This window comes from Ramlibacter sp. (genome assembly GCF_035627355.1).
Classification (GTDB): Bacteria; Pseudomonadota; Gammaproteobacteria; order Burkholderiales; family Burkholderiaceae_C; genus Ramlibacter.
On sequence record NZ_DASPLW010000004.1, the window covers coordinates 17,709 to 42,404 of the forward strand.

At 70.6% G+C, this 24,696-nt stretch carries 25 protein-coding genes; 9 read left to right on the forward strand and 16 right to left on the reverse strand.

Annotated features, from left to right (window positions below; translation table 11 throughout):
* Window positions 1-12: 12 nt before the first annotated feature.
* The gene (locus tag VEC03_RS00955) at window positions 13-1,215 is read right to left on the reverse strand and encodes a YihY family inner membrane protein (RefSeq protein ID WP_324912254.1); all 1,203 of its coding nucleotides are present in this window, start codon (window positions 1,213-1,215) and stop codon (window positions 13-15) included.
* Window positions 1,216-1,247: 32 nt separating this feature from the next.
* On the opposite strand from VEC03_RS00955, the gene VEC03_RS00960 reads away from it, so the two are divergent.
* From VEC03_RS00960 to xth, 6 genes are read left to right on the forward strand one after another with little or no spacing between them, the layout of a single operon-like run.
* Window positions 1,248-1,634: a DUF2069 domain-containing protein gene (locus VEC03_RS00960; protein ID WP_324912296.1), complete on the forward strand. Its 387-nt coding sequence runs from the start codon at window positions 1,248-1,250 to the stop codon at window positions 1,632-1,634.
* Window positions 1,631-3,043 (forward strand): FAD-binding oxidoreductase, encoded by a 1,413-nt coding sequence (locus VEC03_RS00965; protein WP_324912255.1) that lies wholly within the window; start codon window positions 1,631-1,633, stop codon window positions 3,041-3,043. Before VEC03_RS00960 ends, VEC03_RS00965 begins: the two co-directional genes overlap by 4 nt.
* Before the next feature lie 7 nt (window positions 3,044-3,050).
* Entirely contained in the window at window positions 3,051-3,863 is an 813-nt protein-coding gene (locus tag VEC03_RS00970; protein WP_324912256.1) for a thymidylate synthase, read from the forward strand.
* Window positions 3,860-4,357 carry a dihydrofolate reductase gene (locus VEC03_RS00975; protein WP_324912257.1) on the forward strand — a complete coding sequence of 166 codons (498 nt, stop codon included), beginning with the start codon at window positions 3,860-3,862 and terminating at the stop codon, window positions 4,355-4,357. Before VEC03_RS00970 ends, VEC03_RS00975 begins: the two co-directional genes overlap by 4 nt.
* A complete protein-coding gene (locus VEC03_RS00980) occupies window positions 4,332-5,903 on the forward strand; it encodes a phospholipase D family protein (protein WP_414708440.1) in 1,572 nt (523 codons plus the stop codon). Before VEC03_RS00975 ends, VEC03_RS00980 begins: the two co-directional genes overlap by 26 nt.
* 42 nt (window positions 5,904-5,945) lie before the next feature.
* Complete coding sequence (gene xth / locus VEC03_RS00985) at window positions 5,946-6,722, forward strand: exodeoxyribonuclease III (RefSeq protein ID WP_324912259.1); 777 nt, start codon at window positions 5,946-5,948, stop codon at window positions 6,720-6,722.
* 57 nt (window positions 6,723-6,779) lie between these two features.
* Here the strand turns inward: xth and VEC03_RS00990 are convergent, their stop codons facing one another.
* The 3 genes from VEC03_RS00990 to VEC03_RS01000 form a co-directional block, all read right to left on the reverse strand.
* Complete coding sequence (locus VEC03_RS00990) at window positions 6,780-7,403, reverse strand: FmdE family protein (protein WP_324912260.1); 624 nt, start codon at window positions 7,401-7,403, stop codon at window positions 6,780-6,782.
* A gap of 2 nt (window positions 7,404-7,405) precedes the next feature.
* Window positions 7,406-7,663, reverse strand: a complete 258-nt coding sequence (locus VEC03_RS00995) for a DUF2249 domain-containing protein (protein WP_324912261.1) — start codon at window positions 7,661-7,663, stop codon at window positions 7,406-7,408.
* 109 nt (window positions 7,664-7,772) lie between these two features.
* The gene (locus tag VEC03_RS01000; protein WP_324912262.1) at window positions 7,773-8,309 is read right to left on the reverse strand and encodes an Rrf2 family transcriptional regulator; all 537 of its coding nucleotides are present in this window, start codon (window positions 8,307-8,309) and stop codon (window positions 7,773-7,775) included.
* A 156-nt stretch (window positions 8,310-8,465) separates the two neighbouring features.
* On the opposite strand from VEC03_RS01000, the gene VEC03_RS01005 reads away from it, so the two are divergent.
* Both VEC03_RS01005 and VEC03_RS01010 read left to right on the forward strand, forming a co-directional pair.
* On the forward strand, window positions 8,466-9,674 hold the full coding sequence (locus tag VEC03_RS01005; protein WP_324912263.1) for an NnrS family protein: 1,209 nt from the start codon (window positions 8,466-8,468) through the stop codon (window positions 9,672-9,674).
* A 4-nt stretch (window positions 9,675-9,678) separates the two neighbouring features.
* Window positions 9,679-10,833 carry a cytochrome P450 gene (locus VEC03_RS01010; RefSeq protein ID WP_324912264.1) on the forward strand — a complete coding sequence of 385 codons (1,155 nt, stop codon included), beginning with the start codon at window positions 9,679-9,681 and terminating at the stop codon, window positions 10,831-10,833.
* Window positions 10,834-10,867: 34 nt separating this feature from the next.
* On the opposite strand, the gene serA is transcribed toward VEC03_RS01010, so the two are convergent.
* From serA to VEC03_RS01070, 12 genes are all read right to left on the reverse strand, one after another.
* Window positions 10,868-12,085 carry a phosphoglycerate dehydrogenase gene (serA, locus tag VEC03_RS01015; RefSeq protein WP_324912265.1) on the reverse strand — a complete coding sequence of 406 codons (1,218 nt, stop codon included), beginning with the start codon at window positions 12,083-12,085 and terminating at the stop codon, window positions 10,868-10,870.
* Between the two features lie 37 nt (window positions 12,086-12,122).
* Window positions 12,123-12,668, reverse strand: coding sequence for a putative Fe-S cluster assembly protein SufT (sufT, locus tag VEC03_RS01020; protein ID WP_324912266.1), 546 nt, complete (start codon window positions 12,666-12,668; stop codon window positions 12,123-12,125).
* Window positions 12,665-13,132, reverse strand: coding sequence for a Fe-S cluster assembly sulfur transfer protein SufU (sufU, locus tag VEC03_RS01025; protein ID WP_324912267.1), 468 nt, complete (start codon window positions 13,130-13,132; stop codon window positions 12,665-12,667). The genes sufT and sufU overlap by 4 nt, the downstream gene beginning before the upstream one ends.
* Before the next feature lie 139 nt (window positions 13,133-13,271).
* Window positions 13,272-14,513 carry a SufS family cysteine desulfurase gene (locus VEC03_RS01030; protein ID WP_324912268.1) on the reverse strand — a complete coding sequence of 414 codons (1,242 nt, stop codon included), beginning with the start codon at window positions 14,511-14,513 and terminating at the stop codon, window positions 13,272-13,274.
* Window positions 14,506-15,705, reverse strand: a complete 1,200-nt coding sequence (locus VEC03_RS01035) for a SufD family Fe-S cluster assembly protein (protein WP_324912269.1) — start codon at window positions 15,703-15,705, stop codon at window positions 14,506-14,508. The genes VEC03_RS01030 and VEC03_RS01035 overlap by 8 nt, the downstream gene beginning before the upstream one ends.
* Window positions 15,706-15,707: 2 nt before the next feature.
* The gene (gene sufC / locus VEC03_RS01040) at window positions 15,708-16,478 is read right to left on the reverse strand and encodes a Fe-S cluster assembly ATPase SufC (protein WP_324912270.1); all 771 of its coding nucleotides are present in this window, start codon (window positions 16,476-16,478) and stop codon (window positions 15,708-15,710) included.
* 35 nt (window positions 16,479-16,513) lie between these two features.
* Window positions 16,514-17,974 (reverse strand): Fe-S cluster assembly protein SufB, encoded by a 1,461-nt coding sequence (gene sufB / locus VEC03_RS01045; RefSeq protein WP_324912271.1) that lies wholly within the window; start codon window positions 17,972-17,974, stop codon window positions 16,514-16,516.
* Between the two features lie 130 nt (window positions 17,975-18,104).
* Entirely contained in the window at window positions 18,105-19,595 is a 1,491-nt protein-coding gene (ntrC, locus tag VEC03_RS01050; RefSeq protein ID WP_324912272.1) for a nitrogen regulation protein NR(I), read from the reverse strand.
* 26 nt (window positions 19,596-19,621) lie between these two features.
* On the reverse strand, window positions 19,622-20,710 hold the full coding sequence (gene glnL, locus VEC03_RS01055) for a nitrogen regulation protein NR(II) (RefSeq protein ID WP_324912273.1): 1,089 nt from the start codon (window positions 20,708-20,710) through the stop codon (window positions 19,622-19,624).
* A gap of 4 nt (window positions 20,711-20,714) precedes the next feature.
* On the reverse strand, window positions 20,715-21,233 hold the full coding sequence (locus tag VEC03_RS01060; RefSeq protein ID WP_324912274.1) for a hypothetical protein: 519 nt from the start codon (window positions 21,231-21,233) through the stop codon (window positions 20,715-20,717).
* A gap of 181 nt (window positions 21,234-21,414) precedes the next feature.
* Window positions 21,415-22,833, reverse strand: coding sequence for a type I glutamate--ammonia ligase (gene glnA, locus VEC03_RS01065; protein ID WP_324912275.1), 1,419 nt, complete (start codon window positions 22,831-22,833; stop codon window positions 21,415-21,417).
* A gap of 204 nt (window positions 22,834-23,037) precedes the next feature.
* On the reverse strand, window positions 23,038-23,844 hold the full coding sequence (locus VEC03_RS01070) for a competence/damage-inducible protein A (RefSeq protein WP_324912276.1): 807 nt from the start codon (window positions 23,842-23,844) through the stop codon (window positions 23,038-23,040).
* 83 nt (window positions 23,845-23,927) lie between these two features.
* Between VEC03_RS01070 and VEC03_RS01075 the strand changes: the two genes are divergently transcribed.
* Complete coding sequence (locus VEC03_RS01075) at window positions 23,928-24,695, forward strand: alpha/beta hydrolase (RefSeq protein WP_324912277.1); 768 nt, start codon at window positions 23,928-23,930, stop codon at window positions 24,693-24,695.
* The last annotated feature ends 1 nt before the right edge of the window (window position 24,696 follow it).

Consider the following 24,696-nt stretch of genomic DNA (forward strand, 5'->3'; position numbering starts at 1 on the left):
ATGACTGGGAAGTCAGACCACGTCCTTCAGGTACAGCCGCGAGATCCCGCCCTGCTCCCACACGGCCTTCGTGGTGTCGGTGTGCGGCAGCAGCAGGTGCCGCACCAGCGGCTCCAGCGCCGTCGACTGCACGTCGGCCAGCAGCACGTAGCGGGTGCCCACGTCGTCGTCCACCTCGTTCAGGCGGCCGATCCAGTCGAGCTGCACCAGCGTCTCCAGCACCGGCTCCAGCTGCAGCGGACCGACGCGCAGCGCCGCGACCAGTTCGTCGATGTCCATGCCGCGGCGGGCCGTGGCGCGGGCGGCGTGGAGGTGCTGCAGCACTTCCAGCGCGAGCTGGAACGGCCAGCCCGGCCCGCCCGTGACGCGCTGCGTGGCGCCCAGCAGGGCCGGCAGGTAGGCGGCCACCACGGCACCGAGCAGCACCACCAGCCAGGCGACGTAGATCCAGATCAGCAGGATGGGCAGCGTGGCGAACGCGCCGTAGACCGCCGAATAGCTGGGCACCAGGCCCAGGTACCAGGCCAGCAGCCGCTTGGCGATCTCGATGCCCAGCGCGGCGAATACGCCACCAGCCACCGCGTGGGCGATGCGCACCGGCGTGTTGGGCACGAAGCGGTACAGGGCCGCCAGCCCGCCGGCCAGCAGCACGAACTCCAGCAGGTCCAGCAGGAACTGCAGCCCGCCCGGCGTGCCGCGCACCAGCCCACGCGAGACGTACACCGCATAGGACGTGGCGCTCAGGCTGGCGCCCAGCAGCAGCGGTCCCAGCGTCATCACCGCCCAGTAGATCAGCACCCGCTGCGCCAGAGGACGGGGGCGCTTGACGCGCCAGATGCCGTTGAGGGTGCGGTCCATGGTCAGGACCAGCGCGATGGCGGAGGCGAACAGCACGGCCAGGCCCGCGGCGCCGAGCCGGCTCGCCTTGCCGGCGAACTGGGTCAGGTAGCCCAGCACCTGCCGCGCGATGGCGTCGGGCACCAGGCTTTGCACCAGCCACTGCTGCACCGTGCCCTGCAGCTTGTTGAACATGGGGAAGGCGGTGAACACCGCCAGCGTCACGGTGACCAGCGGCACCAGCGCGATCATCGTGGTGAAGGTCAGGCTGCTGGCGCTGACGCCCAGCCGGTCCTCCCGGAACCGTTCGCCCAGCGTGCGCGCCGTCGACAGCCAGGGAAAGTGCGAGAGCTCGGCGAGCAGCGGGGCCACTTTCATCGGCCGCTATGATGCCATCGGCCATGGACACGATGCCTTCCTCCGCGACCGCGGCGCCCGTCTCGCTGCGGATCATCCGGGCGCTGGCCGTCGGCAGCCTGCTGGCGCTGGTCGCCCTCGGGCTGGCCTGGGAACTGTGGCTGGCGCCGCTGCGCCCGGGCGGCTCGCTGTGGGCGCTCAAGGTCGTCCCGCTGCTGTTCCCGCTCGCCGGCTTCCTGCGCCACCGCATGTACACCTACCGCTGGGTCAGCCTGCTGGTCTGGCTGTATTTCGCCGAAGGCGTGATGCGGGCCTGGAACGACCCGGTCGCGCCGGCCTGGCTGCCCATCCTGCAAATCATCCTGTGCCTGGCCCTGTTCACCGCCTGCGCGCTGCACGTGCGCCTGCGGCTGGGACCGCGCAAGAGGAAACCGACGTGAACCCTCTGATCGACAAGCTGCGCGCCACCGTCGGCGCGCCCCACGTACTGACCGACGGCGACCTGGGTGCCTGGGAAGAGGACTGGCGCAAGCGCGTGCGCGGCAAGGCGCTGGCCGTGGTGCGCCCGGGCAGCACCGCCGAAGTCGCCGCGGTGGTGAAGGCCTGCGCCGAAGCGGGCACCTCCATCGTGCCGCAGGGCGGCAACACCGGCCTGGTGTGCGGCGGCGTGCCCGACGACAGCGGTACCGAAATCGTCCTGAGCCTGCAGCGCCTGAACGCCGTGCGCGGCCTGGACCGCGACAACCTGACACTGACGGTGGAAGCCGGCTGCATCCTGCAATCGGTGCAGGAGGCCGCCGAGCAGGCCGGCCTGCTGTTCCCCCTCAGCCTGGCCGCCGAAGGCAGCTGCACCATCGGCGGCAACCTGTCCACCAATGCCGGCGGCACCCAGGTCCTGCGCTACGGCAACACGCGCGAGCTGTGCCTGGGGCTGGAGGTGGTGACGGCGCAGGGGGAGGTCTGGGACGGGCTCTCCGGCCTGCGCAAGGACAACACCGGCTACGACCTGCGGCAGCTGTTCATCGGCAGCGAGGGCACGCTGGGCGTGATCACGGCCGCGACCCTCAAGCTCTTCCCCCGCCCGGCGGCCAGCCTGACCGCCTGGGCCGCGGTGCCGTCGATGGAGCACGCCGTGCGGCTGCTCGAACTGGCCCACGGGCGGCTCGGGCCGGGGCTGACCGGTTTCGAGGTCATGGGCCGCTTCGCGCTGTCGCTGGTGAGCAAGCACTTCCCGCAGCAGCGCGTGCCCTTCGCCGACGAGAGCCCCTGGGGCGTGCTGCTGGAGAACGCCGACCACGAATCGGAAGCGCATGCGCGCGCGCAGTTCGAGGGCCTGCTGGAAGCGGCGCTGGAGCAGGGCCTGGTCACGGACGCCGTGGTGGCCGAGAACCTGGCGCAGGCGGCGCAGCTGTGGCACGTGCGCGAGAGCATCTCGATGGCGCAGGCCCAGGAGGGGCTGAACATCAAGCACGACATCTCGGTGCCGATCTCGCGCATCCCGGCCTTCTGCGAGGAAACCGACGCGCTGCTGGTGCGCGAGATCGCCGGCGTGCGGCTGGTGAACTTCGGCCACCTGGGCGACGGCAACCTGCACTACAACGTGCAGGCGCCCGAGGGTGCCGATGGCCCGGCCTTCCTGCGCGAGCAGGAAGATCGCGTCAACGACCTGGTCTACAGCCAGGTGCGGCGCTTCGGCGGTTCGATCTCGGCCGAGCATGGCGTGGGCGCCCTCAAGGCCGGGACGCTGCCCGACTACAAGTCGCCGGTCGCGCTGTCGATGATGCGGGCGATCAAGCAGGCGCTGGACCCGAAGGGCGTCTTCAACCCCGGCCGGGTGCTGCACCGATAATTTCCGCATGACGTCGCGACCCGTCCGCTCCCAGTACGAAGACTTCATGCGCCATGTGTACGCGCATGGCACGCCCAAGACCGATCGCACCGGTACTGGCACGCGCAGCGTGTTCGGCTACCAGATGCGCTTCGACCTGAACGAGGGCTTCCCGCTGGTCACCACCAAGAAGGTGCACCTGAAATCCATCATCCACGAGCTGCTGTGGTTCCTGGAAGGCTCCAGCGACAACAACAAGCTGCGCGAGCGCGGGGTGACGATCTGGGACGAATGGGCGCGCGAGGACGGCGACCTCGGTCCGGTCTACGGCGTGCAGTGGCGCAGCTGGCCCACGCCGGACGGCGGGCAGGTCGACCAGATCGCCGAGGCGGTCAGGACGATCCGGACCCATCCGGATTCCCGGCGCATCATCGTCAGCGCCTGGAACGTGGCCGACCTGCCGAAGATGGCGCTGGCCCCCTGCCACGCCTTCTTCCAGTTCTACGTGGCGGACGGCAAGCTGTCCTGCCAGCTGTACCAGCGCAGCGCCGACATCTTCCTGGGCGTGCCCTTCAACATCGCAAGCTACGCGCTGCTGACGCACATGATGGCGCAGCAGTGCGACCTGGGCGTGGGCGACTTCATCTGGACCGGCGGCGACTGCCACATCTACAGCAACCACCACGAGCAGGTGGAGCTGCAGCTGTCACGCCAGCCCTACCCCTACCCGGTGCTGAACATCCGTCGCCGGCCGCCGTCGATCTTCGAGTACGCGTACGAGGACTTCGAGGTGCTGGACTACCAGTGCCACGGGCCGATCAAGGCGCCGGTGGCGGTATGAAGCTGGGGCTGGTCTACGCCCGCGCCCGCAACGGCGTCATCGGCAAGGACGGCGTGCTGCCCTGGCACCTGCCGGAGGACCTGGCGCACTTCCGCAAGGTCACCCTGGGCTCGCCCGTGATCATGGGCCGCAGGACCTGGGACTCGCTGCCCGAGCGCTTCCGGCCCTTGCCCGGGCGCACCAACGTCGTCGTCACCCGCCAGCCGGATTGGGCGGCGGCCGGCGCACTGCGCGCGGGCTCGCTGGCCGAGGCCCTGGCCCTGTGCGCTCCGGCCGTGCACGCCTGGGTGATCGGGGGCGCCGAGATCCTTCGCGAGGCCCTGCCATTGGCGCAGGTGGCGGAAGTGACCGAGATCGACGCCGATTTCGAGGGCGACGTGCACGCGCCCGCGCTGCCGGACGACTGGATCGAGCTGGAGCGGGCCGAGCACGTGTCGGCCAGCGGCCTGCGCTTCGCGTTCGTGACGTATGGACGCGGGGTGGCGTCCGAGTAGGACGAAGCGCCGGGTCCGCCATTGCGGATCCTTGCTGGCGTTGGCCATCCTGCTGGCGGGCTGCAAGCCCTTGCCACAGCCACCCGGGCGCCCGACGGCGCTTCCGGCGCCGGACACCGGCTCGACGTCACTGGCCCGCAGCATCGGGCCCCTTGCCGCGGCGCACCCGGGTCGCTCGGGCGTGCTGGCGCTGGCCAGCGGCCACGATGCCTTCGCCGCCCGGATCCTGCTGGCCGGTGCGGCCGAGCGCACGCTCGACGTGCAGTACTACATCTGGCAGGCCGACCTCTCCGGCACGCTGTTGCTGGACGCGTTGCGGCAGGCTGCCGACCGCGGCGTGCAGGTGCGGCTGCTGCTGGACGACAACAACACCGTCGGCCTCGATCCCGTGCTGGCGGCGCTGGCCGCCCACCCGCGCATCGAGGTGCGGCTGTTCAACCCGTTCGCCACGCGCGACTGGCGCTGGCTGGGTTACCTGACCGAATTCGCCCGGCTCAACCGCCGCATGCACAACAAGTCGTTCACCGCCGACCGGCAGGCGACCGTGATCGGCGGCCGCAACATCGGGGATGCGTACTTCGACGCGCACGGCGACCTGCTCTACTTCGACCTCGACGTGATGGCGGTCGGGCCGGTGGCCCGCGAAGTCGGTCGCGATTTCGATCGCTACTGGGACAGCGCCTCGGCGTATGCGGCCGAGGACCTGTTGCCTGCCGCGGGCCCGGATGCGCTGCATGCCCTCGCCGCGCGAGCAGCCGCCAGCCGCCAACAGCCGCTGGGCCGCGACTACGTGGCTGCCGTCTCGGCATCGGGTTTCGTGCGGGACCTGCTGGCACGCCGCCTGCCGCTGCAGTGGGTGCCGGTGCGCATGGCCAGCGACGACCCCGCCAAGGCGCTGGGCCGGGCCGAGCGCAAGGACCTCCTGTGGCCGCAAATCGCCCCCGTGATCGAACAGGCACGCGAGCAGGTGAACCTCGTTTCGGCGTACTTCGTGCCGGCCGAGCGCGGCACGGCCTTCCTCACCGGCCTGGCGCAGCGCGGCGTGCAGGTCCGGGTGCTGACCAACGGCCTGGCCGCCACCGACGTTCCGGTCGTGCACGCCGGCTATGCCCGCCGCCGCCCCGCCCTGCTGGAAGGCGGCGTGCAATTGTTCGAGCTCGAGCGGTCGGCATCGCCGCCGCCGGTGCAGGCCCAGTCTCCGCTGGCGGGCAGCTCCGTCTCGAGCCTGCATGCCAAGACGTTCTCGGTCGATGGCCGGTGGATCTTCGTCGGCTCCTTCAACTTCGACCCGCGATCGGCGCGCCTGAACACCGAGATGGGTTTCCTGATCGAGAGCCCGGACATGGCGCTCGCAATGGAGCGATCGCTGCAAGCCGGACTGCCGCAGCGCGCGTACCAGGTGCGGGCCGCCGCCGATGGCTCGCTTCGCTGGCTCGAGCACCGCAGCGACGGCGAGCGTGTGCACGACCAGGAGCCCGGCACCAGCGTGGCCCTGCGGTGGATGGTGCGGGCGCTGTCCTGGTTGCCGATCGAGTGGCTGCTGTAGCCACTGCCTAGAATCCAGCCGTTTCGCGCACCGAGCCGCCGCATGAAGATCACCACCTGGAACGTCAATTCGCTCACCGCCCGCCTGCAGCACGTGCTGGACTGGGTGGCCGCCAACCCGGTGGACGTGCTGTGCCTGCAGGAGCTCAAGCTCACCGACGACAAGTTCCCGCTGGAGGCGATCCGCGAGGCCGGCTATCCGCACTGCGCGGTGTTCGGGCAGAAGACGTACAACGGCGTGGCCATCCTCTCGCGCACGCCGCTGCGCGACATCGCGAAGAACATCGCCGGCTTCGAGGACGAGCACTCGCGCGTGATCGCCGCGACGGTGGAGGCGCCGCAGGGCGACCTGCGCGTGATCAACGGCTACTTCGTCAACGGGCAGGCGCCCGGCAGCGAGAAGTTCGCCTACAAGATGAGCTGGCTGGGCGGGCTGAATGCCTATGTGTGCGAGGAGCTGAGGCAACACCCGCGGCTGGTGCTGCTGGGCGACTTCAACATCGCGCCGGAGGACCGCGACAGCTGGGACCCGGACGGCCTGCGCGACACCATCCACCACACGCGCGAGGAGCGCGAGCACTTCCAGCGGTTGCTCGGGCTGGGGCTGTGCGACAGCTTCCGCCTGTTCGAGCAGCCCGAGAAGAGCTTCAGCTGGTGGGACTACCGCATGCTGGGCTACCAGAAGAACCGCGGCCTGCGCATCGACCACATCCTGGTGAGCGAGCCGCTGCGCGCGCACGTGAAGGGCTGCGGCATCGACCGCGTCCCGCGCAAGTGGAAGCAGCCCAGCGACCACGCGCCGGTGACGGTGGAGATCTGAAGCGACCGTCGTGCCCGCGCGAAGGCGGGCATCCACGCGAGCGCGGCTGCGCCGCGGTCAGTGCACCAGGATCACGTCCGGGTCGTCCGCATGCTCCAGCAGCAGCCGGCGTACGCGGTCCTGCCAGAGCGATCCGAACTCGCGCTGCTGCTCCTCGCTGGCGCGGCCCATCACGCACAGGGCCATCAGCTCGCGCATGCGCGGGTCGCCGGGGACGAGTTCCGCTCGCGACGACGTCGACACGGCGCTGCCGTCCTCCACCCGCGTGAAGCGCAGCGTCGATTCGATCGGCGCCTCGTAGGCCAGCAGCCGGCGGCGGTCGAACTGCCCGCCCAGGCCCTTGAAGCCGGTGTCCACGGTGCTGCCGGTGACCAGCGACACCACGTTGGCGATCACCCCGGTGACGCCTTCGGTGGCCGGCTCGCGCAATTCCACCCGCACGCCGCCCCGCTCGGGCAGCGCGTCGCCGTACAGGGCCCGCAGGGCCGCACGGGTCATGAGGAAGGCGGAGGCGACCGTCGGACAGGAATGCCCGGCCAGCCGAACCGCGTCGGCGTAGCGGTACTGCAGCACGCCGCCGTTCGCGGCACCCAGGAACTGCGCGAGCGGGTCGCGCACCCGGATGACCGGGGCCTGGTCGAAGAAGGCCGGGAAGCCCTCCACAGCGGGGGCCATGGCCATGCTCACTGCACCATGAAGTCGATCACGATCTCGCCCGGTTCGCGCCGCCGGTACTCGATCGCGACGCGGTCGCCGTAGCGCGCCTGCAGTTGCGCCAGCAGCGGCAGCGGGTCGTGGTCGTTGCAGAACCGCATGGTCTCGCCGGGCTGCAGCGCGTCCAGCGCACCGAAGATGGCGGCGTGGCGGAAGCGCTTGGCGACGCCGCGCGCATCGAAGGGATACAGGGCGTCGGGCGAGAGGTGCTGGTGGGGTTGCGACATGGTGTCCTCAAAGATGCATTGATGGTGCATCTATTATGTGGGCGAGTCGCTTGCGGCGAGTGCAATCCCGCGGAAGCGTCGCGGGCTTCGCGCGAATCGGTTGGGGAATTCAGGCGCGCGCGCGGCGCGCGGGCACGGCTTTCGTCGTGCGTGCCGGCGCCCGCTTCTTCGCGGCCGCGGGCACTGCCGGTGCCGTCGCGCGGACGTGGATCACCACGCCGGCGCCGGCCTGGCCGGCGGCGACGGGGGGCAGCACCAGGTCGGCCAGGGTCGCGCCATCGAGCTCGCGGAAGTAGGCCGCGAGCGCGCCATCGAGCAGGCGCTTCATGCGGCAGGTGGGCGAGATCGCGCAGGTGTTGGTGGCTTCGTCGAAGCACTCGACCAGGCGGAAGTCCGTCTCCGCGGCGCGCACCACGTCGCCGATGCGGATCTCGTGCGGTTCCAGCATCAGCTGCACGCCGCCGCCGCGCCCGCGCGTGGTCGCCAGCAGGCCCTGGCGGCTCAGGTCGCTGACGATCTTCATCAGGTTGTTGCGCGACACGCCATGCCGCTCGGCCATCTCGGCGATGGTCACCAGCCGCCCAGGGTTGGACGCGCAGTACATCAGCACGCGAAGCGTGTAGTCGGTGTATTCGGCCAGGCGCACGAAGAGGCTTCTCTACTCAGGGGCGCGAGGAACTGCGGCTTCGCAATCCCCTCGCACATCGCAGCACGTCGCCCTTGCTTCGCGGCCCGCTGCGTCTTAAGATTCACCTATTCTGCATCTTTTTGGCCGGGCAAGCAAATCCCGGCGGACTGCACCGTGAAACAGCCCCCGATCGCCATCTCGCCCGCCCAGCCACCCCGCCAGGGACCCGCCCCGTCCGGGCTGCCACTGCTGCGGCTGGGATTCCGCCCCTTCTACATCGGCGCCGCGGCACTGGCCGCGATCGGCGTGCCGCTGTGGGTGGGCCTGTGGCTCGGCCACGTGCAGCTGACCATGGCGATCGCGCCCATGCTGTGGCATGCGCACGAGATGCTGTTCGGCTTTGCCATTGGCGTCATCGTGGGCTTTCTGCTGACCGCCGGACGGGCCTGGACCGGGCTGGACACGGTCCGCGGCGCAGGACTCGGCGCGCTCGCCCTCCTGTGGCTGGCCGCGCGCCTGGCCGCGTTTGCCGCGCCCTACCCCGTCTATGCGGCCCTCGACGTCGCGCTGCTGCCCGCGGTCGCCATCATCTTCGGCCGCGTGCTGCTCAAGGCCGGGAACAAGCGCAACCTGCCGCTGGCCGGCATCCTGGTGCTGCTGGCGCTGGCGAACCTGTGCTTCCACCTCGGCGCGCTGGGCCTGGTCGGGATTTCGCCGCTGGCCCCGCTGCATGCGGCGCTCGGCCTGATCGTGCTGATCATCCACGTGATGGCCGGCCGGGTGGTGCCCTCGTTCACGGCCAACGCGACGCCCGGCCTGAAGGTCACGCCGACACCGCGGCTGGGATGGGCCGCCTTCGGCGCAACGGCGCTGGCCCTGGCGTTGTGGGCGTTCGCGCCGCCGAACGCGATCACGGGCGCTGCCTGTGCCGTTGCCGCCGTGCTGCAGGCCTTGCGCCAGTCGTACTGGGCGCCGGGCGTGACGCTCAAGCGCCCCATCCTGTGGATCCTGCACCTCTCGTACGCCTGGCTGCCGCTGGGCCTGGCGCTGCTGGCACTGGCGCAGTTCGGCTGGGTCGCGGCCTCGCTGGGCCTGCATGCCCTGGCGGTCGGCCTGGTCGGCGGTCTGATCATCGGCATGATCACCCGCACGGCGCGCGGCCACACCGGCCGCCCGCTGCAGGTGGGCCGGGCCGAGGCGCTGGCCTATGTCCTGGTGATGGGTGCTGCCGTGCTGCGAGTGCTGCTGCCCGTCGCCGTGCCCAGCGCCTACACCGTGGCGGTGAGCGCCGCCTCGGTGGCCTGGGGCGCCGCCTTCCTGGTCTACCTGTGGATCTACACGCCCTGGCTGGCGAGCACCCGGATCGACGGCAAGGACGGCTGAAGCCATGCGCGCACCCGACCGGGCGGACCACTGGGATCCGCGCGATCCCGCCGTGCAGGACGACCAGCTCGCCGCCTACGACCGCATGCGGCAGCGGTGTCCGGTGGCACACAGCGACTACCTGCAGTGGTCGCTGTTCCGCCATGCCGACGTGATGCAGGTCCTGCACGACCCCGACCACTTCGGCAACGCGGTGTCGGCCCACGTCTCCATCCCCAACGGCATGGACCCGCCCGAGCACACGCCGTGGCGGGCGCTGGTCGAGGCCTACTTCCTGCCGGAGCGGCTTGCCGCGTTCGAACCGCGGGCACGCGCCATTGCCCGCGAACAGGTGCAGGCGCTGCCCGCCGGCGAGCTGGAGTGGATGGACGGCTTCGCCCACGAAACTGCGGTTCGACTGCTGTGCGCGTACATGGAATGGGGCGAGGAGCTGCACCAGCCGCTGCGCGACTGGATGCGGCGCAGCCAGGCCGCCACGCTGGCCGGCGATCGCAGCGCCTTGGTGGCGGTGGCGTTCGAGTTCGACGGCCACATCCGCAGGCAACTGGACCTGCGCCGCGGCGACGGCGAGCCGCGCGATGATTTGACGGGCCGCCTGATGCGCGAGACCATAGCCGGCCGGCCGATCACCGACGAGGAGATCGTCAGCATCCTGCGCAACTGGACCGTGGGCGAGCTGGCCACCCTGGCGTCCTGCCTGGGCATCCTGCCGTACTACCTGGCCCAGCACGCGCCGCTGCAACGGCAACTGCGCGACGAGCCGCAGCTGCTGCGGGCAGCCATCGACGAGATCCTGCGCATCCACCCGCCGCTGATCGCCAACCGGCGCATCGTGCGCCAGCCCGCGTGCGTGGCCGGCCGCGATTTCGCACCCGGCGAGCGGCTGACCCTGATGTGGGCCTCGGCCAACCGCGACGACACGGTGTTCGGCGATCCGGACGAATGCCGGCTGGATCGCGATCCCTCGCTCAACCTGCTGTACGGCGCCGGGGTGCACGTGTGCCCGGGCGCGGAACTGTCGCGCCTGCAGCTGCGGGTGGTGATGGAGGAACTGCTGGCCGGCACGCGCTGGCTGGCGCCGGTGGCCGGCCGCCAGCCCGTGAATGCGCACTACCCCGGCAGCGGCTATTCGCAGCTGCCGCTGGCGGTCGAGCGCTGAGCGTCGTCCCCGCGGCGCGGGGTCGACAAGGAGCTCAGGCCCCCCGAGAGAACGCGATGAAGCTGGCCAGCGTGGCGCTGATCTGGCGGACCGCGCCCAGGGTGCCGCTGTCCGGCTCCTGGCTCAGGTCGACCACCGCGACGCCCAAGCCGCGATCGGTTTCCAGGTGCAGCTGCGTGACGTTCAGGCCGGCGCCGGCCAGCACGCCATTGAGCTGCGACATCACGCCCGGCTGGTCGCGGTGCAGGTGCACCAGGCGCGCCGCGCCGCGCACCGGGCCGGCGCCCAGCTCGGGCAGGTTGACGCTGCCGCGCACCGCGCCCAGCATCAGGTAGTCGCGCAGCTTCTCCGACACCTCGACGCCCAGGTTGCGCTGGGCTTCCACCGTGGAGCCGCCCACGTGCGGGGTGAGGATCACGTTGTCCAGTTCACGCAGCGGCGACTCGAAGGTGTGCGCGGACGAGGCCGGCTCCACCGGGAAGACGTCGATCGCGGCGCCGCGCAGTGGTCCCTTGGACAAGGCGTCGTGCAGCGCAGCGATGTCCACTGCCTGGCCGCGCGCCAAGTTGATCAGCACCGCGTCTTCCTTCATTTGCGCCAGCCGCTGCGCATCGATCAGGTGCTTGGTCTGCGGCGTCTGCGGCACGTGCAGCGTGACCACGTCGGCCTCCTCCAGCAGGGCCTTGAGGCTGGGCGCCGGCTTGGCATTGCCCAGCGGCAGCTTGGCCTCGACGTCGTGGAAGATGACGCGCATGCCGATGGCCTCGGCCAGCAGGCCGGTCTGGGTACCGATCTTGCCGTAGCCCACGATGCCCAGCGTCTTGCCGCGGATCTCGTTGGACCGCTTGGCGTCCTTGAGCCACTGGCCGCGGCGCGCGGCCGCCTGGCGCTCGGGGATGCGGCGCAGCAGGTGGATGGCATGGCCGATCACCAGCTCGGCCACCGAGCGGGTGTTGGAGAACGGGCCGTTGAACACGGCCACGCCGCGCTCGGCCGCCGTCTTCAGGTCGATGTTGTTGGTGCCGGTGCAGTAGGCGCCGACGGCGCGCAGCTGCGGCGCCGCTTCCAGCGCCTTGGCATCGAGCGGGGTGCGCGAGCGCAGCCCGAGCAGGTGGACATCGGACAGCAGCTCCCTGAGTTCCGCCGCATCGGGCGCGTGCTTCAGTCGGCGGATCTGCACCTCCGGCAGCACTTCCAGCACCGGGTTGGCACTGGCATGGACGTCTTCGAGCAGCAGGATGTTCAGGGTCATCGAATCGGGATCAGGAGTTGGAAAGGGTTGCGCGCGCTCACACGCCGAGCGCGAGTTGGGCGGCCTCGGACATGCGGGAGCGGTCCCAGGGCGGGTCGAACACCATGTCGACGTTCACCTCGCCCACGCCCTTGAGCGCCAGCACCTTGTCGGCCACCTCGTTGGCGATCGCCTCGCCCATGCCGCAGCCGGGCGCCGTCAGGGTCATCTGGATGCCGACGTGGGTGCGGCCGTCGTCCATGGGCGTGAGCACGCACGCATAGACCAGGCCCAGTTCCACGATGTCGACCGGGATCTCGGGGTCGTAGCAGGTGCGCAGCGTGTTCCAGACCCGCTCTTCCAGGTCGGTCTCGTCGCCGTCGTCGGCGTCCTGCTGCGCGGAAGGCGGCTCCTTGCCGATCGCGTCGGCGTCGCTGCCCTTCAGGCGCACCATCTGGCCGTCGACGACCAGGGTGAAGTTGCCGCCCAGCGACTGGGTGATCTGGCCCATCATCCCCGGATCCAGTTCGATCTGGCTGCCGTAGGGGACCAGTTCCACCATCACCGGCCGGCGGAAGATCACGGTTTCGCGCGGTGCTCTCATGGCGCGGGTTCCTCCAGTGTGGCCACGGTATCGCCGGCGGGCTGCTGCAGCGCATGCATCAGCGCATGCCAGCCCAGCAGCGCGCACTTGATGCGGCTGGGATAGGCGCGCACGCCGGCCAGGCTGACCAGCTTGCCGAGCTCGGCTTCCTCCGGTTCGGCCTCGCCGGTCAGCACGGCGCGGAAGCGCCGCTGCAGGTCCTGCGCCACCTGCTTGTCGCGGCCGTGCAGCGCCTCGGTCATCATCGAGGTCGAGGCGATGCAGATCGCGCAGCCCTGGCCGGTGAAGCGGATGTCCTTCAGCGCCTCGCCCTCCAGCTGCAGCTGCACCTGGATGTCGTCGCCGCAGGTCGGGTTGCGACCGCGCGCCTCGTGCGTGGGATGCGGCAGCTTGCCGAAGTGGCGCGGCGCCCGCTTGTGCTCCAGCACCAGGTCCTGGTACAGGTCGTCCACAGGATCGTTCATCTCAATTGCTCCAGCCCGCCTTTCACTGGCCGGGGCACATGAATACGCATGGCCTGGACCAGTGCCACCGCGGATCCGGCTCTGCCGGGCCGCTGGTGGCGCCCCTCGAGGGGGAGCGCCGAAGGCGCTTCGGGGTGGTTCATCTCAGTACCTCCAGCGCATGGGCGACGGCGTCGGCCAGGCGCTCGACTTCCTCGTGCGTGTTGTAGATGGCGAAGGAAGCGCGGGTGGTCGGGCCTATGCCCAGGCACTCCAGCAGCGGCTGGGCGCAGTGGTGGCCGGTGCGCACGGCGATGCCGCGCCGGTCCAGCAGCGTGCCCAGGTCGTGCGGGTGCGCGTCCTCGGCCACGAAGGACACGATGGCCGAGTGGTCGGCCCCGGGCGACAGCACCCGGAGGCCCTTCAGCGCCGACAGCAGCGACACCGCATGGGCCCGCAGCGCGCGCACGTGCGAGTCGATGGCCTCGCGCCCGATCGAATCGATCCAGTCGGCCGCTGCCGCCATGCCGACCGCACCGCCCACGTTGGGCGTGCCGCCTTCCAGCCGCGCCGGCAACTCGGCAAAGGTGGCGTCCTGTTCGTTCACCCACTCGACCATGTCGCCGCCCAGCCGCAGCGGGGCCAGCCGTTCGAGCGCCGCGCGCCGGCCGACCAGCGCGCCCGTGCCCATGGGGCCGTACATCTTGTGGCCGGAGAAGGCCATGAAGTCGCACTCGAGCTGGCTCAGCGCCGGCACCTCGTGCGACACCGCCTGGGCAGCGTCCAGCACGGTGAGCGCGCCGGCCTCGGCGGCCAGCGACAGCAGCGTCTCGAAAGGCGGCCGCTCGCCGGTGGCGTTGGCGCAGGCAGTGACGGCGAAGACGCGGGTGCGCGGCCCCAGCAGGCGCGCCAGGTCGTCGACGTGCAGCTGCCCTTGCGAGTCCGGGCGCAGCACGTGCAGCTTCGCGCCGCTGCGGCGGGCCGCGGCCTGCCAGGGCACCAGGTTGGCGTGGTGTTCCAGCGCCGTGGTGACGATCTCGTCGCCCGGCTGCAGCACGGCGGGGCCTATGCCCGAGTCGGACAGGCCGTGCGCCACCAGGTTCAGCGCCTCGGTGGTGCCGGAGGTGAACACCAGCTCGTGCGCGTCGCCGGCGCCGACGAAGCGCTTGAGCGTGTCGCGCGCGCGGTCGAAGGCCTCGGTCGAGCGCTGGCTGAGCGTGTGCACGCCGCGGTGGATGTTGGCGCGGTTGGCGGTCTCGTAGGCCTGCATCGCGTCGAGCACCGCCTGCGGCATGTGGGTCGTCGCGGCGTTGTCCAGGTAGGCCAGCGGCGCACCGTGGACGCTCTGAGCCAGGCCGGGGAACTGCCCCGCGTGAGCGCCTTCCAGCAACCTGTCACCCATGGGCTTTCTCCTTCGCTTGCGCGGTCGCCAGGTGGCGCGCCACGGCGTCCGTCAAGGCGGCATCGAGGCGCAGCGCCTCGGGCAGTGCATCGTCGTCGACGCCGCGTGCCAGTGCCGCGCGCGCCAGTCCTTCGAGGATCAGCGCCTTGGCGGCGGCCTCGTCCAGGCCGCGCTGGCGGGCAAAGAACAGGGCCTCCTCGGGCAGCGCACCCCAGGTCGCGCCGTGCGAGGCCTGGACCTGGTCGTGGTGGATCTCCAGGTGCGGGCGCAGCACGATGCGCGGATTCCCCGCGATCGGGATGCCGGCCAGCTTCTGCCGGGCCTCGGCCTCGTCGCAGCCCGGCGCCATGTGGGTCAGTGCGTTGCCGATCACGCGCGCGCCCCCGCTGGCCAGCGCCAGCACTTCGGCGCCGCTGCGCGTGTGGGTCGCGTTGTGGCGCGACAGGATCTGCTGCTCCAGCGTGTTGCCCGCGGCCAGCAGCACGCCGTCGATGCGGGCTGCGGCGCGTGCGCCCTGCAGCACCACCACGTTGCGCTGCAGGTGGTAGTCGCTGCCGGTGGCCAGCAAGGCCTGGGCGTACTGCGCGTCCTCGTCCAGCCGCGCATGCAGGTGGTGGGCGATGCGGTCGGTGCCGCCCGCCGGCACGTGGCGCAGGTGCTGCAGCCGGGCGCCGCGCGCCAGTTGCACGTGCACCTGCAGGTTCTGCACCTGAGGGCCGACGGTGGACGCGGCATGCGCTTCGAGCAGCACGCAGGAGGCGCCCGGCGCCAGCTCGACCAGCAGCAGCGGCGCTTCCACGCCGGCGACCGGCGTGCGGTCCAGCCGCAGGAAGCTCTCGCCGGCGGACACGCGCAGCCGCAGGCCGGTGCGCACCAGCGCCCGGTGCGCCCACGCGAAGGGCGCCGCTTCATCGTCGGCCGGGGCCGGCAGCGAGGCGAACAGCTCGGCCCGCTGGGCGGCATCGGCGGCGTCGAACCAGCGCACTTCCACCGCGCCGTCCGTGGAGCCGGGCAGCGACTGCAGCGACCAGCCGTCCTCGGGCGACGCCGCCACGGGCGCACCCTCGCCCAGCCACGCCGCGGCGGGCGGCGGCGGCAGGTGGCGGAAGGCCTCGGCCTTCTTCGGGATCCAGCCGTGCACCTCGAGGTGCTTGCGCGCGGCCAGCGCGTCGGTGGGAGCGCCCGCTGCCATGCTCAGGCCTCCACCGCGGCCGGCTGGCTCGCGTAGCCGGTGCGCGCGATCTCGCGCGCCAGGTCCAGCCCGCCGCTCTGCGCGATGCGGCCGTCGGCCAGCCGCAGCACCGCGTCGGGCTCCAGCGATTCGATCATCTGCAGGTAGTGCGAGACGATCAGGAAGGCCGTGCCCTGCTGGCGCAGCGAAGCGATCAGCTCGACCACAGCGCGCACGCCGTCAACGTCCATGCCCGAGTCGATCTCGTCCAGGATGGCCAGCCTGGGCTTGAGCAGCGCCAGTTGCAGCAGCTCGTTGCGCTTGCGCTCGCCTCCGGAGAAGCCGTCGTTCACCGGACGGCCCAGCATGGCGTCGGGCAGGCCGACCCGCTTGGCCGAGCTGCGCGCCTGGCCCAGGAAGTCGAAGGCGTCCAGCGGCGCCTCGCCGCGCGATTCGCGCACCGCATTCAGCGCCGTGCGGATGAACAGGTTGTTCTTCACGCCGGGGATGTCGGGCGGCGCCTGGAACGACAGGAACAGCCCGGCGCGGGCACGCTCCTCGACGTTCATGGCCAGCAGGTCGGCGCCGGCGAAGCGCGCGCTGCCGCCCTGGACCTGGTAGCGCGGGTGGCCGGCCAGCGCCAGGCCCAGCGTGCTCTTGCCGCTGCCGTTGGCGCCCATCAGGACCGCCACCGAGCCGGGCTGGATCGCCAGCGACGTGCCGCGCAGCACCTCGCGTTCACCGATCGCGACGCGCAGTTCCTCGACCTGCAGCACGGGTTGGGATGTGTTCATGGATGTGGCTTCCTGCAAGTTCTGTGTTCGATCCGTCAGCCGACCGCGCCTTCGAGCGAGACGGCCAGCAGCGAGCGCGCTTCCAGCGCGAATTCCATCGGCAGTTCCTCCAGCACCGACTGGCAGAAGCCGCCGACGATCAGCGCCGTGGCTTCCTGCGCGTCCAGGCCGCGCTGCTGGCAATAGAACAGGCGCTCCTCGGAGATACGGGTGGTGGTGGCTTCGTGCTCGACCACGGCGTCGCTGCGCGCCGACTCCACGTAGGGGAAGGTGTGGGCGCCGCAGTGCGAGCCGATCAGCAGCGAATCGCATTGCGTGTGGTTGCGCGCGCCGGCGGCGGTGGGCCCCATGCGCACCAGGCCGCGGTAGCTGTTGTGCGCGTGGCCGGCGCTGATGCCCTTGGAGACGATCCGGCTGGTGGTGTTGGGCCCCAGGTGGATCATCTTGGTGCCGGTGTCGGCCTGCTGGAAGTGGTTGGACACCGCGATCGAGTGGAACTCGCCGCTGGAGCCCTCGCCGCGCAGCACCACGCTGGGGTACTTCCAGGTGATGGCCGAGCCGGTCTCGACCTGCGTCCAGGACACGCGCGAGCGCTTGCCGGCGGCCAGCGCGCGCTTGGTCACGAAGTTGTAGATGCCGCCCACGCCGCGCTCGTCGCCGGGGTACCAGTTCTGCACCGTCGAGTACTTGATGCGGGCATCGTCGTGCGCGATCAGTTCCACCACCGCCGCGTGCAGCTGGTTCTCGTCGCGCTGCGGTGCCGTGCAGCCTTCCAGGTAGCTCACCTCGCTGCCGGCCTCGGCGATGATCAGCGTGCGCTCGAACTGCCCGGTGTTGCGGGCGTTGATGCGGAAGTAGGACGACAGCTCCATCGGGCAGCGCACGCCGGCGGGCACGTAGACGAACGAGCCGTCGGAGAACACGGCCGAATTGAGCGCCGCGTAGAAGTTGTCGCCCTGCGGCACCACGGTGCCCAGGTAGCGCTCCACCAGTTCCGGGTGGTTCTCCACCGCGTGCGAGAACGAGCAGAAGATCACGCCGGCCTCGGCCAGCTTTTCGCGGAAGGTCGTGCCCACCGACACGCTGTCGAACACCGCGTCCACCGCCACGCCGGCCAGGCGGGCGCGCTCGTGCAGCGGCACGTTCAGCTTCTCGTAGGTCTCCAGCAGCTTGGGGTCGACTTCATCCAGGCTCTTGGGCCCGTCCTTCAGCGATTTGGGCGCCGAGTAGTAGGACAGGGCCTGGAAGTCGATCGGCTCGATGCGCAGGTAGGCCCAGTCGGGCACCTCCATGGCACGCCAGCGCTCGAAGGCCGCCAGCCGCCACTTCAAGAGGAACTCGGGCTCGCGCTTGCGGCGCGAGATCTCGCGAATGACGTCCTCGTCCAGGCCGGGCGGCAACGAGTCGGATTCGATCTCGGTGACGAAGCCATGCCGGTACGGCTGCGCCAGCGCCTGCGCCAGGGCGTCGGGTTGCTCTGCGGGGGTCGTATCCATAACATGCATTATCGGTGCATCTTATTTCCGCCGCGGTCGGCGGCCCTACCGCGGATGGGGAGATGACGACCCTCACCCCCGGTCCGCACCCGGAACGGCTACCGCGAGCGGAAGCGGGCCGGAGCGAGGCTCAATTGTCGTCCAGGCCGAGTTCCTGGATCTTGCGGGTGATGGTGTTGCGGCCTATGCCCAGCTTCTGGGCCGCCTCGATGCGGCGGCCGCGCGTGAACGCTAGGGCGGTGAGGATCAGCCGCGACTCGAAGCGCCGCGTCAGCCGGTCCCACACGTCCGCGTGTCCCGCGGCCAGCAACTCGCGCGCTTCCGCCTCCAGCGACCCTTCCCAGGGTTGCAATGAGGGCCCGCCGGTGTCTGCGGCCGCGGGCGCGAATGGCTGTGCCAGGCCCGCCGTTTCACCGGCCTGCTGAGCCTGAGGCGAGTCCGGCAACGCGACCTCTCCGGTGGCGCCAATGACCTCGGGCGGCAGGTCCTTGGCCTCGATGAGCTGGGCCGGTGCCATCACCGTGAGCCAGTGGCAGATGTTCTCCATCTGCCGCACGTTGCCGGGAAAGGCGAACGCCGACAGCCGCGCCAGCGCCGCGTCGGAGAAGCGCTTGGGTTCCACCCCGAGCTGCTGCGCCGACTGCTGCAGGAAGTGCCGCGCCAGCATCGGGATGTCCTCGCGCCGCTCGCGCAGCGCCGGCAGCCGCAGCCGGATGACGTTCAGGCGGTGGAACAGGTCCTCGCGGAAGGCGCCGTCCCGCACCCGCTGCTCCAAATCCTGGTGGGTGGCGGCGATCACGCGGACGTTGGCCTTGACCGGGCTGTGCCCGCCGACCCGGTAGAAGTGCCCGTCCGACAGCACGCGCAGCAGCCGCGTCTGCAGGTCGAAGGGCATGTCGCCGATCTCGTCGAGGAACAGCGTGCCGCCTTCGGCCTGTTCGAAGCGCCCGCGCCGCAGCGCCTGCGCGCCGGTGAAGGCGCCGCGCTCGTGGCCGAACAGCTCGCTCTCCAGCAGGTCCTTGGGGATGGCGGCGGTGTTGATCGCGACGAACGGGCCGTCGGCACGCGGCGAGTGCCGGTGCAGCGCCCGCGCCACCAGTTCCTTGCCGGAGCCGGACTCGCCGGTCACCAGCACCGTCACGTTGCTCTGCGACAGCCGGCCGATGGCCCGGAACACGTCCTGCATCGCCGGCGCCTGCCCGAGCATCTCGGGGGCCTGCTGCATGCGCTCCTCGGCGACCTGCTCGCGCTGGCTCTCCTGCACCGCGCGCCGGATCAGCTCCACCGCATGCGGCACGTCGAAGGGCTTGGGCAGGTATTCGAAGGCCCCGCCCTGGAAGGCCGCGACCGCGCTGTCCAGGTCGGAGAACGCGGTCATCACGATCACCGGCAGCCCGGGCCGCTTCTCCTTGACCTTGGCCAGCAGCTCCAGGCCGCTGCCGCCCGGCATGCGGATGTCGCTGATCAGGATCTGCGGGCCCGCCTCGCCCGCGCCCTCCAGCGCCTGCAGCACCTCGCCGGCATGGGTGAAGCTGCGCGTGGGCAGTTCCTCGCGCAGCAGCGCCTTCTCCAGCACGAAGCGGATGGAGGGGTCATCGTCAACGATCCAGATCGGCTTCATGTGTTCGCGGTGGCTCCGGCGGCGGTTCAGGGCAACGGGATCAGGATCTTGAAATCGGTCCTGCCCGGGACGCTGTCGCATTCGATCAGGCCATGGTGCTGCTGCACGATCGTCTGCGCCAGCGTCAGCCCCAGTCCCGAGCCGCCCTCCCGCCCCGACACCAGCGGGTAGAAGATGCGGTCCTCGAGCGACGGGGGCACGCCCGGCCCGTTGTCGATCACATGCAATTCCAGTGCCAGCCGGTAGCGCTGGCGGCCGAAAGTGACCTGGCGGGCCACCCGGGTGCGCAGCACGATCTGCGCGTCGCCGGCCGCGATGCGCTCGGCCAGCGCCTGGCAGGCGTTGTGCGCGATGTTCAGCACGGCCTGGATCAGCTGCTCGCGGTCGCCGCGGAATTCCGGCAGCGAGGCGTCGTAGTCGCGCACCACGGACAGGCCGCGCGGGAATTCGGCCAGCACCAGCGAGCGCACCCGCTCGCAGACCTCGTGGATGTTGACGTCGCCGACCACGTGGGCGCGCCGGTGCGGGTCCAGCAGCCGGTCGACCAGCGCCTGCAGCCGGTCGGCCTCGTGCACGATGACGCGGGTGTATTCCTTCAGGTCCTTGCCCTGGACCTCCATCTCCAGCAACTGGGCCGCGCCGCGGATGCCGCCCAGCGGGTTGCGGATCTCGTGGGCGAGGTTGCGCACCAGCTCCTTGTTGGCCTGCGACTGGTCCAGCAGCCGCTGTTCGCGCTCCTGGCGGGCCTGCTGCTCCAGCGGCAGCAGCTCCACCACCACCTCGCCCTTGCGGTCGGTCTGCGCCACCACCACGTGCACCGGCAGCGGGTCGGCGCCCTGCCGCAGCAGGCCGGCCTCGTAGCGCAGGGTGGCGAACTCGTTGCTGCCGGCGCCCGCCAACGCGGTGCGCAGCAGCTGCGGCTCGGTGAAGGAGTCGGGGAAGGCCGAGCCTTGCAGGCTGCGGCGCGACAGGCCGCGCGCGTCCTCCAGCGCGGCGTTGGCGAACAGCACGGTGCCGTCGGCGCCGACGACGGCCACCAAGGTGGCGAGCAGGTCGAAGGCCTGGAAGCGGGCCTGGCGCGAGGCGGACGGCTTGGGGGAGCGGGTCGCCGTCAAGGCGTCATTTGGACGCGGTGGTCGAGCCGCCCAGCCGGGAGAGCTCGCGCTGCAGGCCGCCGATGTCGCTCTCGTTGCGGGCGATGGAGGCCTTCAGCTCGGCCACGCGGTCCAGGTATTTCTGGTGGTTGCGGTGCTCCGGGCCCATCTTCTCGGGCTCGCCGTTGTTCCATTCCCTGGCCAGCTCGGCCTTGCGGGCCTCGGCCTTCTTCAGCTCGGCTTCCAGGATGCGGCGGGCGTCGGCGTCGCGCGCCTTCTGCTCGGCCGAGTCCACCTTCTGGCCGGGCTGGGCCGCCGCCGGCGCGGTCGGCACCGAGGCCACCCGCACGGTGGCCTGCGAATTGACCTTGGTGCCCTCCACCACCGTCACGTTGCCGCCCTCGACCAGCTTGCAGCCCTGGGCCTGGGCCTGGGCGGCGTCGTTGGTGTAGGTGTTGCCGCAGCGGTAGATGCGCGTGCCCTGCGCCTGCGCCGCGGAGGCGGCGAGCAGGACGGCAAGCGAGACAGTGAGGGCGGACTTCATCGGGAAGGCTCCACGGGCGGGCTGGGCCCAGGACGGCCTGCCAGTATGGCGCAACCGATGAGGATTGCAAGGCAAGCTCATGATTTGCAAGGCAAAAAGCACAAAGCACCGCATCGGCGGCGCTTTGGAGCGACGGGGGGACGACACCCCCCGGCCCGGCTTGCGCCGGAGCGATGCGGCCTTACAGGCTGTAGTACATGTCGAACTCGATCGGGTGGGTGGTCATGCGGAAGCGCTGCACCTCGCCCATCTTCAGCTCGATGTAGGCATCGATCATGGTGTCGCTGAACACCCCGCCCTTGGTCAGGAAGGCACGGTCGTTGTCCAGGTAGTCCAGGGCCTGGTCCAGGCTGTGGCAGACGGTCGGGATCTTCGCGTCCTCTTCCGGCGGCAGGTGGTACAGGTCCTTGGTGGCGGCCTCGCCCGGGTGGATCTTGTTCTCCACCCCGTCCAGGCCCGCCATCAGCATGGCCGCGAAGCCCAGGTAGGGGTTCATCAGCGGATCCGGGAAGCGGCACTCGATCCGGCGGCCCTTGGGGTTGGCCACGTAGGGGATGCGGATGGACGCCGAGCGGTTGCGCGAGCTGTAGGCCAGCTTGACGGGTGCCTCGAAGCCGGGCACCAGGCGCTTGTAGCTGTTGGTGCCGGGGTTGGTGAGGGCGTTCAGCGCGCGGGCGTGCTTGATGATGCCGCCGATGTAGTACAGGGCGAAGTCCGACAGGCCCGCGTAGCCGTCGCCGGCGAACAGGTTCTTGCCCTCCTTCCACACCGACTGGTGCACGTGCATGCCGGAGCCGTTGTCCCCCACGATGGGCTTGGGCATGAAGGTCGCGGTCTTGCCGTAGGCGTTGGCGACGTTCTGGATCACGTACTTCTGCAGCTGGCTCCAGTCGGCGCGGCGCACCAGGGTGTTGAACTTGGTGCCGATCTCGTTCTGGCCGGCGCCGGCCACCTCGTGGTGGAACACCTCGACCGGGATGCCCATCTGCTCGAGGATCAGCGACATCTCGGCGCGCATGTCCTGGGTGCTGTCGATCGGCGGCACCGGGAAGTAGCCCCCCTTGGTGGTCGGCCGGTGGCCCTTGTTGCCGCCCTCGATCTTCTTGCCGGTGTTCCAGGGCGCCTCGTACTCGTCGATCTCGACGAAGCAGCCGCTCGGGCCCGCGTTCCAGCGCACGTCGTCGAAGATGAAGAACTCGGGCTCCGGGCCGAAGAAGGCCGTGTCGCCCAGGCCGCTGGCCTTCAGGTAGGCCTCGGCGCGCTTGGCGATGGAGCGCGGGTCGCGGTCGTAGGCCTTGCCGTCGCCGGGCTCCAGCACGTCGCACGACAGGATCAACGTGGTCTCTTCGAAGAAGGGGTCGATGTTGGCGGTCTCGGGGTCAGGCATCAGCAGCATGTCGGAGGCCTCGATGCCCTTCCAGCCGGCCACCGAGGAGCCGTCGAAGGCATGGCCCGAGCTGAACTTGTCTTCGTCGAAATGGGACACGGGCACGGTGACGTGCTGCTCCTTGCCGCGGGTGTCGGTGAAGCGGAAGTCGACGAACTTGACCTCGTTCTCCTTCACCATCTTCATGACGTCGGCGACGTTCTTGGCTGCCATCTGGTTTCTCCGGTTGGATGGTTCGTTGCGAATGGACGGGGCAGGGAATGCAGGTTCTGTGCCAAAGCTGGTGCGTGGCGCCGGCACGCTTGCGGGGCGTCCACCCGCCCGGCGCCCGGCCTTGGCCTCGACTCCTGGCCCAGCGAAGGATGAGTTGTGCACCGTATCGGTGCATTCAGGCTGCGCCGTCCTGGTGCGCGGATGCTAACGCACCAATTCGGGGCCCAGGCGGGCGTCCAGGGCCTTCAGGCCGTCCAGCAGCTGGGCGTAGGCGGCGGCCACCGCCGCCGGCTCGCCCTTGACCCCCAGGTCGATGTGGCGCCCGTACTCCGGGTGGTCCACGCTGGGCAGGCTGAACACCCGGATCGCCGGATGGTCGCGCTCCAGCTGCTCCATCAGCGGCGTCAAGGCGGCCTCCATGGCGCCGAAGACGATCACCGAGCGCTCCAGCCAGGCGCCCTGCCGGAACAGGTGTGCGTACTGCCGGTCCAGCACCCACTCGATCATGGGCCACGCCATCACCGGGAAGCCCGGCAGGAAGTGCACCTGGCCCACGCTGAAGCCCGGGATCCGGTTGTACGGGTTCGGGATGATGCGGGCGCCCTGCGGGAACACGCCCATGTTCAGCCGGTGCACGTTGTCCGGCCGGTCCGGGTCATAGGGCACGCCCTGTTCGCGCGCGACGTCCTGCATGCGCTGGCGGATCAGGACCTCGGCCTCCGGGTGCAGGTGCAGCGGGACGCCCAGGGCCGCCGCGGCGCACTGGCGCGTGTGGTCGTCCGGCGTGGCGCCTATGCCGCCGCAGGAGAACACCACGGCGCCGGAGTCGAAGGCGCGGCGCAGCGTGGCGGTGATGCGCGCGGGCGCATCGCCCACGTAGTCGGCCCAGGCCAGCTGCAGGCCGCGCGCCCCCAGCAGTTCGATGACCTTGGGCAGGTGCTTGTCGGCCCGCTTGCCCGAGAGGATCTCGTCGCCGACGATGACCAGGCCGAACTCGGGGATGTCGCTCATGGGCGCAATGCTAGCGGCAGGCCGCCGCCCTCGCCTTCGCCGGCACCCGCGTGCGGATCGCGTGCTCCCGTAACATCGCCGCGATGGATCGCATCGAAGTCAATGGCGTGGGGCTGGAAGTCCTGCGCATCGCCGGCCCCGGCGGGCGGCAACCCATCGTGTTCCTGCACGAAGGACTGGGATCGGTGGCCATGTGGCGCGACTGGCCGGCCCGCTTGTGCGCGGCCACCGGCCGCGCCGGCATCGTGTATTCGCGCCGAGGCTATGGGCAGTCGGACCCGATCCCCGACGTGCGCGGCGCCGGCCGGCTGGAGCCGGACTACATGCACCGGGAAGCCTTCGAGGTGCTGCCCGCCCTGCTGCAGGCGCTGGACCTGCAGGCCCCCGTGCTGCTGGGCCACTCCGATGGCGGCAGCATCGCCCTGCTGCACGCCAGTCGCCATCCGCAATCGGCTTGCGTGGTGATGGCCCCGCACGTGATCGTGGAGGACATCTCCGTGCAGTCGATCGCCCAGGCCCGCGAGGCCTATGAGCGCCAGGGCCTGCGCGAGCGGCTGGCCCGCTTCCACGCCGACGTCGACGTGGCGTTCTGGCAATGGAACGATGCCTGGCTGGACCCACGCTTCCGCGATTTCGACATCCGCGAGGACTGCCGGGGCATCGAGGTGCCGGTGCTGGCGATCCAGGGCGTGGACGACGCCTACGGCACGCTGCGCCAGATCGAGGAGATCGCCCCCACCCGCGGGCCGTTCGAGATGGCCGTGCTGCCGGACTGCGGCCACTCGCCGCACCGCGACCAGCCGGAAGCGGTCACGCGCCGGATCGTCGAATTCCTGGCCGGCCGCGACTGAG